The organism is Verrucomicrobiota bacterium, assembly GCA_034440155.1.
Classification (GTDB): domain Bacteria; phylum Verrucomicrobiota; class Verrucomicrobiia; order JAWXBN01; family JAWXBN01; genus JAWXBN01.
Genome location: JAWXBN010000080.1, coordinates 1 through 15490 on the forward strand (window position 1 = coordinate 1; position 15490 = coordinate 15490).

Here is a 15490-nt window from a genome sequence, read left to right on the forward strand (position 1 = left end):
ATTAGCGTCCTCAACCGTCCGTTCCCGACCACCGAGTTTCAACGATCACCAGGCATTCTTTTGACTACCCGCGACTGACCGCCACCATGTCCGACTGATAAAACGCGTACTCTTATATACTAGGGCATCAAGTAGCCCCTTGTCAACAGGCTTCATTAATAAAAAATCAACTATTTATTTGATAAAATAGGAAAGATTTTCCAGTTCCATAGCCAGATTGACACTGTTGACCACTACGCGGTCAGGGACCGCAAGCCTAATCGGGACGAAATTCAGTATTCCATCGATTCCACATTCTACCAGATGATTACAAGCTTCCTGGGCCGAAAAAGGGGGAACAGTAATGATTGCCATTTTAATATGGTTTTCCTGCACAAAATTTTTTAACCCAGTCATCGGGAGGATCGGGATATCGAATTTTTTTGAGCGTTTCCTTTTCAGATCCACGTCGAAGCCTGCAATAATTTCAAAGCCCTCCTTTTGGAAACCCCTATAAGAAAGAAGAGCCGAACCCAAGTCACCGACCCCGACAAGTACGACCGGCTTGAGTTTGTTTGTGCCCAGTAAAAGCGCAATTTGCTTCACCATATCCGGGACGTTATAACCGACTCCTTTGAGCCCGAAGTTACCAAAATGGGCGAGATCTTTTCTGAGTTGCGAGGGGGTTACACCAGCGATTTTTGAGAGTGTTTGAGAAGAGACTGTTTCTACGGCATTCTCCAAAAGCCTTTGTAGGCAACGGAAATAGACGGAAAGCCGGTAAACGGTTTTTCGAGGGACGAGGGGATTCACGGGGTTCCGTACTAACAAATTATCCTTATGACAACAAGACTCAATTGCAATGTGATACTCTGGGCATGTAATACTGTAAGCCCTGTTACTCGAGGATTTTAGGAAAAAAATCCTGTCTACGGTTTGGAAGCATTATAAAAACTGAGAACTTGCTCAGGACTGAGGGCATTTCCAATAATAAAGATGTCATCAAGACATCCTTTGAATACAGCATTAACCCTATTGATACTGGAGTCACATGTGCCAATATAGAGGGGGGAAGAGTTGATATTAGTATACTTGACCGCTTGTTGGCAGTCTTGAATACCATCGACATAAAGACGCATGGTTTCTTTGTCATAGACCGCTGCAACCATGTGCCACTGATCGTCATTGTACGCCTTTTGGCTCATAAGGCGCGGATCTTGGTTGAGATAAAAGACAAATTTATTCTGTGTGATCCCGATACCATAACCATTAAATGATCCGGCCTGATGTTTTGAGATCGCAGCATTATCAGGGTTATCTAAGTTAAACTTCATCCATGCAATAATCGTAAAAGGAGTATTCTGCAGATACAGTTCATTGCTTTTATCAATTTCGATAAATGACTTGGCGTTATTCAGCCACAGGGCTTTACCGGCATTACCGAAACGGTCGGTGGTGAATTCGAGTGCGTATCCCTTGCCTTGGTACTCCTCACGTGCACTATTTTTTGCGTCCCCATCCAAGGCCAGGTAAATAATAATGTCATTTTTCTCTACTGCATATCCAGGGGCATGAAAGAAAATGAGATAAAGAACCCCTACCAAGACGGCCTTTGAAAAATGATACATCACCACACAGTATAATCCCCCGTGTGGTAGAGGGGAAGTGGAATTTATGTATACAGCAGAATAGGGTGTGAATTGTTTTTTCGTCACACATTAAAGATCATCGTGCGAGAGACCACTCCCCTACCAAGTCTGCATAAACCCTTCAACCAACGAAGGGTTTATTCCTTTGCGCCACCTTGACGGAGGAGTTCTGCAGATTTTGCGCGATTAGCTCGGAGGGCATATTGCAAGGCAGTCATCCCGTTTTTATCTTTCATGGTGACATCAGCCCCTTTAGCAATGAGGTAAAGAACAGTTTCGTCATGGCCATTATCCGCAGCCATCATGAGGGCGGTTCTTCCCCCTGAATCAATGGCATCCATATTTACTTTGTTATTAACAAGCGCCTCGATGACTTTAATGAGACCCTGGCGGCCGACTAAGACGATAAGGGGAATGCCGTCCCGTGTGGTAATATTCACATCTGCCTTTGCACCGGCGAGCAGATCGATCAATGTGGCTTGATCCTTGATTGCCGCATAAATGAGCGCGGTATTGCCGCTGTTATCTAAGGCATTAATATCAGCCCCTTTTTTGAGCAGGATCATACAGGTGGTCACTTGGCCATTACTGGCTGCAGCCATCAAGGGTGTTCCTCCCGAGGGGGTTCGCGAATTAATATCAGCCCCTTTGGAGACAAGATTAACCGCAATGTCCCCAAATCCTTTCTCTGCGGCTATATATACAAGAGGAACCCCGTCCTTGTCTGTGTTACGAGGATCGGCTTTGGCTTCAAGCAAGCGGGAGACAGTGTTTTTAAATCCTTTTCTGATCGCTGCCTCAAGGGCTGTAACATCTTTTTCGTTCTTGCCGTTTACTTTAATGCCACCCTTGATAAAAGCATCCGTCACACTCAAATCACCTTTTCCGGCATATTCCACAAAGTTATCAACGGTAAAGGAAATCTCTTTTTTCTCGAGCTCCATTTGGGCTTTTCGTTTATCTTTGCAGAGCGGAGTCATGCTTAATCCCCCTGCCAAAAGAAACAATATAATGATAAACTTCCACATCCATTAATAATATTTAGAATTTCCATAATGTCGATTTTTTTGTTTCTATTTATGTTAATTGAAACTAGTTTAAATTTTGTTTCAGTATTTTCCTGTCAGATTATAACAAAATTCTTATGATAATGTCACTCTATCCGCTTAAATATTCAGGAATACTTTTCTTAATATTGACCCTCATTTTTTCAATAGGTTGCCAAACTCCTGGGGAACAAACGGACGCCAAGAATGCCTCAGGTGCAGCTAAAGCTGGCACCTCGAAGGGAGGTAGTAAGTCTGATGCATCTGAAAAAACGAAAACGGCAACAGCTAAAAATGAAGATACTTCCACTGATAAAAAGCCTGTATTTAGGGAGCCAGATGACTCGTGGACGTATCTAAGGATTTCAACGGTCGATGAGTCGACAAAACAGAGTTTGACTCAGGGTTATGTCGCGATGGCGAGGGGGGAATTCCGTTTGATCCTGGCAGGTGTCGACCTGAATATGAAAGTGGAAGTCAGCGGGAATAACGGGAAAATAGTGGTTTGGGGAGCTAATGAAGGAAAGTGGGAGGGTGTGCTGGATGAAAAGACTCCGATGGCCATGCAACCCTTTTTTATGCTGGCCCAAGCATATAAGATTGCATTAGACTCGGCCATGGATTCAGGCGGGGTAAAATTTTCGTTCCGTGGTCTCAATAGATCAAAAGTGGAAGTAGGAGAAGTTTTTTTCGGGCCAGTGAAGTCTGGATACATGTTTCCCAGCGACATGGCCGTTGTCTTTGAAAAAACGGGGATGCAAATCAGCTTCTTGATTGAAGAATAAAAAACGTCCCCTGTACATTTTTCAAGGGACGTTTTGCGTCAGGGTAATTTTTTTTCTTCAGGAATTCAATTCTGGTATTTCACACCACAGCCGTAAGGTTTAGTTTCAGGCGTGGAAACAGGTTTTCCAGACTGGGCCTCGGTGAGGGCTTGGATCACGTAGTTAATTATTTTATCACCTTCTTGCCTGTTATCGATAGCTCCGGCATAAATGATAACTCCCTCTGGATTAACCACAAAAACGTGGGGAGTGGTTTTGGCCCCGTATTCTTTTCCGACCTTACCATCCGGATCAAGCAGGATGGCCGTGGCTTTTGAACCTGTTTCTTTGGCTTTTACAGACTCTTTTTCGGGGGTATTAAAATCCTGATGGCCGGGATTTGTCGAATTAACCGACAACCAGACGGCTCCCATCCCGGTTGCTTTGGTTTGGGTTGCCTGCATCAGGCCCGGTTTGTACTGGCCCACGACAAACGGGCATCCATGGTTGAGCCATTCGAGCACGACATATTTTCCTTTAAAATCCGCCAGGCTTTCTGATTTTCCTGATGTATCTTTCAACGTAAATGAAGGTGCGGGTTGTCCGACCTGGGCTACTGCAAGGGCACTCACCATTCCCAATGTGCTGATACAGACAAGTGCAAAGAATGTTTTAAGGGTATTTGTCATAGATATATAGAATGGACTCGATTGATTTTTTTTCAAGTGACATTTACTGATGATCAAAAGATTGTTTTATCCAAAAAGCGGGATTATGGTGCTTATTTGTCAAAAAAACCTGCTAATTTGATTTAGCTCCTGCCGAGGGAAGGCTCTATAAGCCGGCGTTTTTGTAGGGCGCCTGGCTGATGTGGTCTTGGCAATACTCTTCCCCATCCGAGCCGGAGATCCGGAATTCCAAGTCAGGGTTTGAGACGTCCGTGCGGTGGCAGACCATACACTCGTGGAAAGAACTTTGTCCGTTGTCATTGATTGGCTTTTGGAATTCTTTAAGTCGGATCTTTTGTTGTGAAATGACTTTCCGGTTCCGGTAGATTTCGAGGTAGAAAGCCCAGAAGAAAAGGAAGTAATTACCGAAAGAAACGAGGATCGCCGCTTTTTGGGCGAAACTGCCAAAAAGTATCGCAGGGAGAAGCATGGCAGCGGAAATAATCCCGAGCCACTTGACCTTTAAGGGGATGATCATAAAAAAATGGATGATTTCGTCGGGGAATACTGTGGCGTAAGCAAATAGCAATGACAACATCAGGAATACATTATCGACTTGCCCGCGCACGACAAAAAAAGCGACAATGGTCATAAAAAACATGCCGCAAAGAAGGTAGAGGTTAAGTTTAAAAGTGCCCCATGCAGCCTCCAAGCTGTCGCCGATCGACCAGAAAAAGAGGAAATAAAACAAAATAAAAATCACCCATCCGCCCTTAAAAGAATCAGGCGGGATAAAGACATAGGTAATCAAACGCCAGAGTTCACCCGAGAGCACAGCTGCCGGGTCGAGGATTAAACGGGCCTGTAGGCCGGGCATCGCCATCACAAGGACAAAAAAAGCAGCCTGGACCAAGATTACATACCGGATGATTCCGGGAATAGCCAGTTTCCCGAAACGTTTTTCTAATCGAACAATAAGATTCATAAAGGCATAAGATGTTGTGAATCAGAATATATTGCAAGCCGTGCCCGAAAAAATAATTCTCTTGCTTGCGAAATTGACATCTTGATATATTTTTCATTAATGAAAAATATATTCATGGCACTCATGGCGGTTGCGGTAACCGTCAGTTTTACAACATCCACTCTCTCTGCAGGCACTTGCGGCGGGTGTAGTGGCTCCAAAGATAAAGAGACACCCAAAGACAGCGGTGATTCCAAGGATAAGCCGGCTAAATCCTGACTGCAGTTTTTGTCGAGGAATCCCCAACGGTTCTTTGGATAAGGTAATTAAATCAAAAGCGGGGCTTTAAGCCCCGCTTTTTTATCTCAAGAACACCCCCTTCTAGGAATCCCTGTATGATGTGCCGATACCGTTTAATGATCACAATAGTTACCTTGGTGGTCATTATAGCCGGTGGGACTTATTGGTATATGACAAGGGACATGCGGAGGATCAATAAACGTTTTGATATGATGATCGCGCAATTTGCAAAAACGGGGGTTGAGGCGGATATCGATCAACTTACTAAAACGGCTGTGGTTTCCGGGACATTTATGAATCCCGTAGCGATTGATTTTTTAGGGGAAATGGTTTCGGTCGGTGCTGATGAATTCAAAGGAGGCATTTATGAGGTGCGTAGCGGGGCCAAAAAAATCGAAATAAATGTCGAGGATAGACAATTGGTTTTGGACGAGGAAAATGGCCGTGCTTCGATGGAATTAAAGGTTGTTATCTTTGTGGATGGGGATTTATTCCGGATTCCTGAAGGTGCAAACATCCGGATGGAATGGCAGAAAGACCGTGAGTCGAAGGATTGGAAAATTGCCAAGGTGATGGTTCATGAAAAGTAAAAAATGGATGTAGCTAAGTAGAGAAAAGTTTTATCTAGGAGGAATGAGAGAAGGACCCGGAGTTGGATTAAATCTTTTTGAGAATTTTCCTCAAGGCGGCAAGATTACGCCGGCTGACAGGAATCATGTCTGAGGAATGGTTCAGGAGGACACTCACTTCCCCCTCTTCGGTTTGACTCATTTCCTTGAAGTCTTGAATGTTGATAATGGATGCCCGGTGGGTTCGGAAAAATAGATTTTTGGGCAATGTATTTTCCCATTCTTGCATGGATTTTAATATCAGGCCTTTGCCATGGGTCAATGTGGTTACCTCGGTATAATCCCCGAGTGCATGGATCAGGATAATGTCATTGACGGGGCAGAATAAATTCTTATTGCCGATCCTGAGGAGCATGCGGTCATCATTTTCAAGGGCAAGGGGGTTAGAGGGTGGCCTTTTTTTAGGGGATGACAGGAGCCTTTCGATGGATTGGTGGAGCCTGTCGAAATCGATGGGCTTAGTCAGGTAATCAAGGGCATTAATGGCGAATGCGCGCAGGGCGTATTGCTCATAGGCGGTCACAAAGATGACTTCGATATCCGCGTCGATTTTGGGGATCAGGTCAAATCCAAGGCCGTCACGCAGCTCGATATCGAGAAAGATCACATCAGGCTTGGCGAGCGGGATTTTTTCTGCCGCTTCACCCACGGAGCGAGCTTCACCCACGACCTCGACTTCCGGTATATCGGAGAGGAGATTACGGAGTTCCCTGTTGGCGAGGATTTCATCATCGACTAGAAATGCGCGTAAGCTTGTATTCATGGGGTTATTTGGGATGGGGATCATTATGCACAAGTGGAATATTTTTCGAAACAGGAATTTTCATGATGACCCGGACTTGGCCGCCCTCCTCATATATATTAATATTTGCATCATCTCCATAAAGGAAAATCAGGCGGTCACTAATATTGGAGATGCCGATATGGGTTGATTCGATGGTTTCCGAAGAATCCACCCATTTGCCGGTGTTACTGACTTCAATATTTAAAAATTCCCCTTCCATCCACGCAAAGATTTTTACAGTTAGTTGGTTAGGATTTGTTTTTTTTCCGTATTTGACGGCATTTTCAACCAGTGGTTGCACGAGAAGCGGGGCGATGGGATAATCCAATGTTTCCGGCTGGATATTCATTTCCACGGACAGGTCGTCACTAAACCTGATTTTTTCAATCTCGAGGTATTTGGTCAGTGCGGTAATCTCTTGTTTGAGTTTTACAAAAGGCTGGTTGCCGTCCCGCAGAGAGTAACGGAGGTATTCCGAGAGGTTGGAAATCATCGACCGGGCTTCTTTATTGTCGTTGGGAATAAAAGCGCGGATGGAATTCAGTGTATTGAATAAAAAATGAGGATTGATTTGATACCGGAGGGAGGTGAGTTGTGCTTCTCGTGCCAGAATGTCTTCCGCTTTTTTCCTTTGGGAGATATTGATGCACGTTCCAATCATTCTCACCGGTATGCCATGGGGATCCCTTTGGGCTTCACCCCTTAAAACAAACCATTCATACTCACCCTTTTTATCTTTGATACGGACTTCCACGCGGAAGGGCTTTTTCTTGGCAAAATTCTCCTCCAGATGCTGGGCTAAAACCAACCGGTCGGCAGGATGGATTTGTTCATAAAAATATTCCATACTGTGGGGGAATTCCCCTTCACTGTGTCCGATCAGTGCTTTGAGTTGTCCAGAAAAATAACATTCATCGGTACTGATATTCCAATCCCAGATGCCAATGCGCGCAGCTTCAGTGGCTAATGATAGTTGTTCCTCGCTTTGGCGGATTTTTCGTTCGGACTCCTTGATTTCAGTGATATCTAAGTGTGTTCCCGCCAGGACCAGAGGAGTACCGGTAGGAGAATATTTAATGATCCGGCCCCGGCTGAGAACCCATACCCAATGCCCGTCTTCATGGCGGAGCCTGTGCTCGAATTCCTGGTGCTCCCTTTTTCCGGTGAGATACTCATCCTGAATGCCTGAAATACGGTCTCGATCTTCGGGGTGGATGCGGCTTATCCAGGTGGCTACGTCAGGGAGGACCTTATCCGGGGGCATACCCAGCATTTTTGCCCATTCGGGATTATAGGATGTTTTGCCTGTCTGGATATCATATACCCATGTGCCGACATGTGCCCCTTCGATTGTCAGGTGGAGGAGTTCGTTGGCTTGAGCGAGCTCTTCCCTTGTCCTTATTTCTTTGGTGATATCCCTCTGGATGGCTGCAAATTGTTCGGGTTTTCCATTAATGCCGGGGATCGGAAAAATATCGATGTCCGTCCAATATTCGAAACCTTCTTTTGTGTAATTAATGACTTGTGTGCGGATGGATTGGTTCTTGTCGAGGGCCTCCCGGATTTTCTTGAGGTTTTCAAGGTCGGTTTTTGGACCCTGGAAGATTTTGGGTGTTTGGCCGATGAGTTCATTCACAGTGTAACCTGTCAGATCGGCCATGGTTTGGTTCGCATAAAGAATCGTGGGATGGTTACTATCCGCCTTTGTAATCAGTACGCCGCTATTGATATGCTGGACAAAAGAATCAAGGGTCCGCTGTTTTTTGATTGCTTCAATTTCCTGTGTGGCATTAGTAAATGTCAGTACGGCCCCGGTTGATTTCCCGGTGGTATCATCAATGAGAGGACTGGAATTCATCGCTACCCAGCAATAGGGGAGTCCATCATGGCCGAGGATACCTATTTTGACATTTACATAGGGTTTCCCGGTTAAGACGGTGAGATGGGCGGGATGCTCTTCGAGGGTCAGGTGTTTGCCCTCTGGGTGAATCAGTCGGTTTTCCCAATCTTTCCAATTTGTTTTTTTGAGCCCCTCGACAGTCGTCCTTAAAATTGCTGCCGCGCTGGTATTACACATGACGATTTCAAGCTCTGGGGAATAAACAATAACCCCTTCACTCATGGACTCGATGATGGATTCGTATTTGAGTTCATTGCGCCTGATTTCAATATCTGTCTCTAATGCGCTGAAAGCCGCAGAGAGGATATTCCCGAGGATCCTCAAGTCGGCTATTTCTATTTGTTTCCAGAGATGGTTGCGGGATGTGAATTCAATCGCTAAAACCGCACGGAATTTATTATTGAATATAACAGGGACATAGCCGGCGGATTTGATCCCTGATTCCAGGAAAAAATCCTTTTCCGCTGTGGCCTCATACGGGAGTAGTTCCGGTGATTCAAAACAAAAGGGAATCGCAAGCTGTAGCTGTTTCCAGATATAGGAGGTGTTCTCATCGAAGAAAAACATCTCCCCTAATACACACTTGTCGTCAGGCCATTGGATCGAAAAATAGGAACTGGTGTTGTCCTCACCGATAATATTAAAATAGACATGGTCCGCTAAAAAAAGTTCTCCCACCCTTTGGCATTCGGCCTTTAACACCCGGAAAAAAGATTTTTGGTCGCCCAGCTGGCTGAAAAGCATGGATGAGAATTCAGAAGTGTTTTGGGAGATTTGCACGGCAGAGAGCAGCTCCTCCTCGGCAGTCAAGAGTTCATCAACGGTTGAATCTGTCATGGCGAGTAAAAGGGGGCGCCCGGATAATTCTAATTTATCGATTAAGACGCGGTAATGGATGATTTTGCCGCCGGGATTCTTGATTTTCCATTCAAAACGTTGGGCGCCTGACTCTTTAGCCCGTAAGAGCCAGTGGTGCGCTTCTTTTTTGGAGAAGGGTGAGGGCAGTGAGCAGAAAGCATTTTCCAAATCATTGACCAAATGGCATTCATGGAGCTTAAAGGCGGAGCTATTGGCTGCAAGAAGGCGGAAATTATCCCAGTCGAAAATATATACCCCCTCTTCCCGTGACTCATACATACGCACAAGGTCTTTTAAGTAAGAGTCTGGAGCCTTTTTAGGTGTATTTTCCTCCATAAGAATAGATTAATCTAACACACACACAGGAGATTAAGCAAATTTTCTCTTGCAAGGTAAATTAGTATATAAATAATTGATATTTATCCGTTTAGCGATTTTTTACCGCCGTTGGTAGAAAATGTCTCCCTAAGATAATGTATTAGGATAATATCTGTCCTATTAGTTAATCAGTATTCTCGTATGCAATTATTTTAACAATTCTTGATGAGTTTATCCATTTTCTATCGAATGATGATAAGGGCATGCCTGTATGGACTGCTGACGCCTGTGGTTTGGGGACAATCAGTGTGGGACGGTGGCGGCGCAAACGGAAATTGGAATACTTCGACAAATTGGACCGCAGACACATCACCTGTGACGGGGGCTGCACTTGTTTTTAGTGGGACCACCAGACTCTCCAATACAAATAACCTCGCCACTTCTTTTGTCTTCAACGGCATCACATTTACGAACTCGGCCGGGGCATTTGTCATTACCGGGAATACCTTTTCAGTCACTAATACTCTCTTGAATCTTTCGACGAATTTACAGACTCTCCAGCAGGCATTTACCCTAGGAACCTCGGTAACCATGAATGCATCAAATGGAGCCATGGTCTTTAGCGGTAATATTACCAACGGCGGCAATTTGCTCTCGGTGGCGGGAGTATCAAACCTGACCCTTTCGGGTATTGTCGTAGGTAACGCCGGTATTCAAAAAGGTGGTGCCAACCGATTGATTCTTTCCGGGGCAAACACATTTACCGGTAACCTCACAAATAACTCCGGCATTATCCAGATGAGTGCTGACAATAATCTGGGCAACACCGCCAATGATGTGGTTTTTAATGGAGGGGTCTTGAATGTCGGGGGGAGCTTCACCCTAAATGCCGGACGCCAATTGATCGGGGGAACAAGTAATATCATCGTCGATGTGAATACGGGCAATACCTTGACCCTCGGTACGGCGGGGCAGGTGACTAATGCCCCAGTATTCCAAATCAATAATGGAACACTCCAAATCAATAATGCGGGAGCTGTGAGCGTAGGAACAGTGGTTCAAATCGGCGATGGAGTAGGAGCCGCCAATTCTGCAATCTTTAGCATCAATGCAGGGATCGGAGCTGGCAATGCATTAAATTATGTGATCACGAATGATGGAAGACTTTTTCAGGGCAATAACCGGCTTTTACGCATTTTATCCGCTTCGGGTAATGGCCAAATAGAATTAAATTCACCGGTTGGTCAGATGGTTGAGTTCGTCGGCAGCCTATCGGGTTCGAATTTCTCAGGCACCATCTTGGGGGGAAGTATCGGCAGTGTTGACTCCGAAAGTGGAAGTCGTCTGGTGCGTTCAGATACGGGCACCCAGATTTTATCCGGGAGTAATACCTACCTCTCTCGCACTTATATCCGCGGAGGAGTACTCAATATTCAAAATGACAACGCACTCGGTCAATTTGGAACCACGCTCGTCTCCAATGACACGGCTATCTACAATACGGGCACCCTACAGATCCAAGGGGGGCTGACAAATGTGCAGGAGGTTCTTGTTCTGGGACTGACAGGAGCCAATACCGCCTTAGGGTTTAACGGTCAGGGCGCGATTAATAATATCTCGGGGACCAATACCCTGCGAGGACTCATTGTTGTCTCGAATACGGCATCCATCCAGTCTTCCTCCGGCCTTCTCCAGATTGCTAATAATCTGAATAATGTCGCAAGCAATCTAACCCTCTTTGGGGCAGGTAATATTTCCTTTATCGGATCGAATGTTATTTCCGGTGCCGGTGGAATCATTAAAGACGGTACGGGTACGGCGGAATATGGAGGGACCAATGCTAATACCTACACAGGAAATACAGTCGTGAGTAACGGGACACTTTTCCTGAATAAACCCACAGGCACAAATGCTATCGCCTCAGGAAACATATTCATTCACTCAGGGACGACGGTACGGCTGGGGGCAAGTAACCTCGTGGCCGACGGGGTGAACCTGACACTCCAAGGGGGGACTCTTGACCTGAATAATTTTAACGAAACAATGGGTACATTAGATTCACAAGGATTTACTGTGATCTCCAAAATCATGTATGGCACCGGGAGTTTTACTAATGTCCTCACCTTCGCCAATAGCACGAACCTTAGCTGGTCGTTGAGTTCTGCCATCTACATTTATGATTATAACCGATCATCTTTTATGGACCGGTTATTTGTCGGGACAGCCGGAAATAATATTACTGATGAACAGTTGGGGAAAATCAAATTCATCAATCCCAACGGCCTGACCGGCACCTATGCCGCCGTCCGCGGCTCTACCGGGGAAATTGTCGCCCACACGGATGGGGAATTCATTTGGCTACCGAATACCAATGGTTTTTGGGAAACAGGGACAAATTGGAACGCGGGCTATGCCCCAAATTCCGACGGGGCCAATGTCCTCTTCGGCACGAATATTACTTCCGCGAGGGTCATATCATCTTCTTCGGCAGCCGGAACGAATATTGTCAACCGCCTGAATTTTGAAGGTAACCAAGCCTACACACTCAGCAATAACCTCACGCTGAATTTCCGTTCCTCTGCGACCAATGACCCTCTGATTATTGTGCGTTCCGGGGGTGCCAATCATCAAATCGATGCCAATATAGAGGTTTATAGCCAGCTCGCCTCTGGAAATAAATTTTATGTATCTAATAATGGCACCGGCACATTAAACCTAAACGGGACTGTCGGACTGACGAATAACTCCATGATTGTCGGGGGCACGAGTGATATTATTTATTCAAACGGGATATCCGGGACTATTACCTCTACAGTTACGGTTAATTCATCGGCCGCCGTGTATTATCGCGGGAGTAATGGGAATACTTATACCGGGAATACGATTGTGGAGAGTGGCACCCTTGTGCTGGGAAAATCCGCTGGGACAAATGCGATTGCCGGGAACCTGTTCATATCAAACGGGACAGTCAGGCTTGATGCGGACGAACAGATCAATAATTCTTCCTCGGTAAATATTTTTTCGACCGGGAAACTCGAACTTAACGGGCACGATGAAATCTTCAGTACATTGAATATTTCGAATTCTGGCGCGGTCATTGATTTTGGCACGAATTCCGGGGGATCGACCATCACCGTCAGTAACCTAAATTTCGGATCAGATTTCTTTTCAGTGTATAATTGGACGGGTACTTTGGGAGAAACCAATAATCTGGATAGGTTTTATGTCACTTCTGACCAAGGAGTGATCAATTATCAAATGTTCTTTTACTCCGATAACGGCAGTACATTGATCGGGGTCGGCACTGTTTATAGCTATTTAATGGGGCCAGGGCTCTATCAGTTAGTGCCTGTCCCGGAACCAAGTGCCTATATTCTTCTGATCCTAGGAGTTATATTGATTTTCTTTTTCTCAACTGTAAGCAAGGATCGTCGCACGGAAGAATAGATTTTTCCTGCTTGTTTTTTTGTTTTTTAATTGTTTAGTAACAGGAGTTCACAATGGTATTTTTCTATGTTTAACCGTATAAAGTCTATTTTTGGATTATTCCTGCTTTCAGCCTTATCACTGAATGCCCAGTCCGCATTTCCCGATATTACTCATTATTCCATTTTTAAAAGTCTTGATCAGGCAAAACTGGAGAAGGGCGAAATCCTCTCTGAACGTGGTGAATTTAATAACTTTTCCCGAGGTTTAACCGTCGAGTTTGCCTATGTCATTAATCAACCCGTAGAATTAACAGCCAAAGGGCTTGCCTTCTGGAATCCCCCCATTAAGGAGGATTCAATTATCCTCGCCAGCCATATTTTTACATCGGACGAAAATGCCGATTTTAACCAGTTCGATTTAAACCTCCCGAGCAAACCGATCAATTCCTTGGTTCAACAAACCTTGGATGCTCGGAATAAGACACCGACGATGCAGTTGAGCAAGACGGACCTAGAAAATTTAAAGAAAACACTTCAAAGCCTTCCTCCCGGTGCAAAGTCAGATTCACCCGAGGCAAAAAAAATCGTGAGTCAATTCTGGGCAGCCTTGCTTCAGGAAAAATATACATCCTACCGCCAAAAAGGACTTTCCGCGATTCCCGGTTATCAATTAGGGGACACGGAATTGATCGTGGAGGGTGAACTCAAAAGCCTCCTGTCGGAATATCCTCAGATTTATACCCGGTTCAAAGAGCTCTTGATCACATCGATTATTTTACCTGCGGGAAAAGTCCCCAGCCCCGCCACCTCCTATTATTGGCAGGTGATCAAGGCCGATAAAATCGCCACTTGTGTATTAGGCGTGGTCAATAGCAAGCAAGTGGGCAAAACCATCCAGATAGCCGACAGCCAGATTTATGTGAGTAACTCCTACTTCACGACACTGACCCTTTATGAGCTTTATCCGGTCACGATCAACGGGAAGGAATGCACTTTTGTCTGGAGGAGTGATTTTGTATCCGCGCCCCTCTTTGAATATCTCAAGGGTGTGCAGCAATTTGCCGCGGGAGCCTTGATGATCAAAAGCATTAAACAATCCATCGGAGAGTTCAAACGCGACATCGAGTCCGGACGCCAGGAATCATTCGCGACCAAACTTTAATTACCCTTATGAAAATCAGATACATCCTTTTCCTTATCGCTTTCGGGCTTCTCTGCCCGCAAGGAATCCTTTTTGCCCAATCCTCGGATAGTTCCCTGCTCGAAGATGTGAATCCGATTGTTCCGGCCAAGAAGATGAATATCTCCTATGAGGTCAATAGTGCGAATGGATACGGTTTTTCATCTTCCACCAAACAGCCGAACCAAAATGGCCAGAAGCTTTCCGTGCTCAATGACTCCCTCGACGTGACCATTGCGCCGAAAATCAGTAATAATTTTATTCTCCGTACCGGTGTCGGTTGGGGCCGTTTTTCCTTGTTTAAGGATGGATCAGTTCCCTTACCCGACACTTTGCAATCTGTTTACATGAAAATCGGTTTCGACACGATCATCGGTAATGACTGGATCGTCCGTGTCGAGGCTATGCCCGGGGTTTATAGTGATTTTACTGATGTGACCACAGACGATATCTCGATGGAAATGATTGTCGGGGCTAGTTACCTGATGAATGAGAATTTCCAATGGATGTTCGGAGTGGGCTTAGGAATGTTTCGCCAAATCCCCATCTTCCCGGCCGTTGGATTCCGCTGGCAATTTGAAGATAACTGGAATTTAAACCTGATGCTCCCAAATCCACGCCTGAGTTATTCTCTCAATAAACAAGTGGACCTTTACCTCGGCGGTAGCTTACTCGGGGGCACCTTCCGCACTGGGCCAAATAACGGCACCCAGAATAATGATGCCAGCCTGAATAACGCCATGCTCGACTATATCGAGGCCCGGACGGGTGTGGGCGTAAAATATAATGTCACCCCCGCTATTTCGATCGATGCCGATGCCGGTTACACTGTTTTTAGGCAATTTGATTATTACCGCTCTGATATGAAAGTGAAGGCCGATCCCGCCCCTTATGTCAGTTTGTCTGTGACTTCACAGTTTTAGGTCCAGGAAATGGTAGCGCTAACGGGAATCGAACCCGTACACCGGCCTTGAGAGGGCCGTGTCCTGACCAATTAGACGATAGCGCCACAAAAATAGTAAG

The 15490-nt window shown here is 45.5% G+C and carries 13 protein-coding genes and 1 tRNA gene; 6 read left to right on the plus strand and 8 right to left on the minus strand.

Annotated features, from left to right (window positions below; translation table 11 throughout):
* Nucleotides 1-174: 174 nt before the first annotated feature.
* The 3 genes from SGI98_08210 to SGI98_08220 form a co-directional block, all read right to left on the minus strand.
* Nucleotides 175-792, minus strand: a complete 618-nt coding sequence (locus SGI98_08210; GenBank protein ID MDZ4743384.1) for a redox-sensing transcriptional repressor Rex — start codon at nt 790-792, stop codon at nt 175-177.
* Nucleotides 793-908: 116 nt separating this feature from the next.
* Nucleotides 909-1607, minus strand: a complete 699-nt coding sequence (locus SGI98_08215) for a LamG domain-containing protein (protein MDZ4743385.1) — start codon at nt 1605-1607, stop codon at nt 909-911.
* A 158-nt stretch (nt 1608-1765) separates the two neighbouring features.
* Nucleotides 1766-2608, minus strand: a complete 843-nt coding sequence (locus SGI98_08220; GenBank protein ID MDZ4743386.1) for an ankyrin repeat domain-containing protein — start codon at nt 2606-2608, stop codon at nt 1766-1768.
* A gap of 170 nt (nt 2609-2778) precedes the next feature.
* Here SGI98_08220 and SGI98_08225 point away from each other — a divergent pair, with 170 nt between their 5' ends.
* On the plus strand, nt 2779-3459 hold the full coding sequence (locus SGI98_08225; protein ID MDZ4743387.1) for a hypothetical protein: 681 nt from the start codon (nt 2779-2781) through the stop codon (nt 3457-3459).
* 65 nt (nt 3460-3524) lie between these two features.
* On the opposite strand, the gene SGI98_08230 is transcribed toward SGI98_08225, so the two are convergent.
* Together SGI98_08230 and SGI98_08235 are read right to left on the minus strand one after the other, a co-directional pair.
* Nucleotides 3525-4127, minus strand: coding sequence for a redoxin domain-containing protein (locus SGI98_08230; GenBank protein ID MDZ4743388.1), 603 nt, complete (start codon nt 4125-4127; stop codon nt 3525-3527).
* A gap of 145 nt (nt 4128-4272) precedes the next feature.
* Nucleotides 4273-5091 (minus strand): hypothetical protein, encoded by an 819-nt coding sequence (locus SGI98_08235; protein MDZ4743389.1) that lies wholly within the window; start codon nt 5089-5091, stop codon nt 4273-4275.
* A gap of 99 nt (nt 5092-5190) precedes the next feature.
* On the opposite strand from SGI98_08235, the gene SGI98_08240 reads away from it, so the two are divergent.
* On the plus strand, nt 5191-5349 hold the full coding sequence (locus SGI98_08240) for a hypothetical protein (GenBank protein ID MDZ4743390.1): 159 nt from the start codon (nt 5191-5193) through the stop codon (nt 5347-5349).
* Nucleotides 5350-5486: 137 nt separating this feature from the next.
* Nucleotides 5487-5960: a hypothetical protein gene (locus SGI98_08245; GenBank protein ID MDZ4743391.1), complete on the plus strand. Its 474-nt coding sequence runs from the start codon at nt 5487-5489 to the stop codon at nt 5958-5960.
* 67 nt (nt 5961-6027) lie between these two features.
* Here the strand turns inward: SGI98_08245 and SGI98_08250 are convergent, their stop codons facing one another.
* Nucleotides 6028-6762: a LytTR family DNA-binding domain-containing protein gene (locus SGI98_08250; protein MDZ4743392.1), complete on the minus strand. Its 735-nt coding sequence runs from the start codon at nt 6760-6762 to the stop codon at nt 6028-6030.
* 4 nt (nt 6763-6766) lie between these two features.
* On the minus strand, nt 6767-9877 hold the full coding sequence (locus SGI98_08255) for a PAS domain-containing protein (protein MDZ4743393.1): 3111 nt from the start codon (nt 9875-9877) through the stop codon (nt 6767-6769).
* A gap of 231 nt (nt 9878-10108) precedes the next feature.
* Here SGI98_08255 and SGI98_08260 point away from each other — a divergent pair, with 231 nt between their 5' ends.
* The 3 genes from SGI98_08260 (at nt 10109) to SGI98_08270 (ending at nt 15390) form a co-directional block, all read left to right on the plus strand.
* Nucleotides 10109-13306 carry a hypothetical protein gene (locus SGI98_08260; protein ID MDZ4743394.1) on the plus strand — a complete coding sequence of 1066 codons (3198 nt, stop codon included), beginning with the start codon at nt 10109-10111 and terminating at the stop codon, nt 13304-13306.
* 66 nt (nt 13307-13372) lie between these two features.
* Nucleotides 13373-14449: a hypothetical protein gene (locus tag SGI98_08265; GenBank protein ID MDZ4743395.1), complete on the plus strand. Its 1077-nt coding sequence runs from the start codon at nt 13373-13375 to the stop codon at nt 14447-14449.
* Nucleotides 14450-14457: 8 nt separating this feature from the next.
* On the plus strand, nt 14458-15390 hold the full coding sequence (locus tag SGI98_08270) for a DUF6268 family outer membrane beta-barrel protein (protein ID MDZ4743396.1): 933 nt from the start codon (nt 14458-14460) through the stop codon (nt 15388-15390).
* 10 nt (nt 15391-15400) lie between these two features.
* Here the strand turns inward: SGI98_08270 and SGI98_08275 are convergent.
* A tRNA-Glu gene (locus SGI98_08275) sits at nt 15401-15476 on the minus strand.
* Nucleotides 15477-15490: the final 14 nt, after the last annotated feature.

Coding starts and splice junctions, on each gene's coding strand:
- SGI98_08215 (MDZ4743385.1), bottom strand. CDS start 1,607: ATGTATCATTTTTCAAAGGCCGTCTTGGTAGGGGTTCTTTATCTCATT.
- SGI98_08220 (MDZ4743386.1), bottom strand. CDS start 2,608: ATGACTCCGCTCTGCAAAGATAAACGAAAAGCCCAAATGGAGCTCGAG.
- SGI98_08225 (MDZ4743387.1), top strand. CDS start 2,779: ATGTCACTCTATCCGCTTAAATATTCAGGAATACTTTTCTTAATATTG.
- SGI98_08230 (MDZ4743388.1), bottom strand. CDS start 4,127: ATGACAAATACCCTTAAAACATTCTTTGCACTTGTCTGTATCAGCACA.
- SGI98_08235 (MDZ4743389.1), bottom strand. CDS start 5,091: ATGAATCTTATTGTTCGATTAGAAAAACGTTTCGGGAAACTGGCTATT.
- SGI98_08240 (MDZ4743390.1), top strand. CDS start 5,191: ATGAAAAATATATTCATGGCACTCATGGCGGTTGCGGTAACCGTCAGT.
- SGI98_08245 (MDZ4743391.1), top strand. CDS start 5,487: ATGATCACAATAGTTACCTTGGTGGTCATTATAGCCGGTGGGACTTAT.
- SGI98_08250 (MDZ4743392.1), bottom strand. CDS start 6,762: ATGAATACAAGCTTACGCGCATTTCTAGTCGATGATGAAATCCTCGCC.
- SGI98_08255 (MDZ4743393.1), bottom strand. CDS start 9,877: ATGGAGGAAAATACACCTAAAAAGGCTCCAGACTCTTACTTAAAAGAC.
- SGI98_08260 (MDZ4743394.1), top strand. CDS start 10,109: ATGATGATAAGGGCATGCCTGTATGGACTGCTGACGCCTGTGGTTTGG.
- SGI98_08265 (MDZ4743395.1), top strand. CDS start 13,373: ATGTTTAACCGTATAAAGTCTATTTTTGGATTATTCCTGCTTTCAGCC.
- SGI98_08270 (MDZ4743396.1), top strand. CDS start 14,458: ATGAAAATCAGATACATCCTTTTCCTTATCGCTTTCGGGCTTCTCTGC.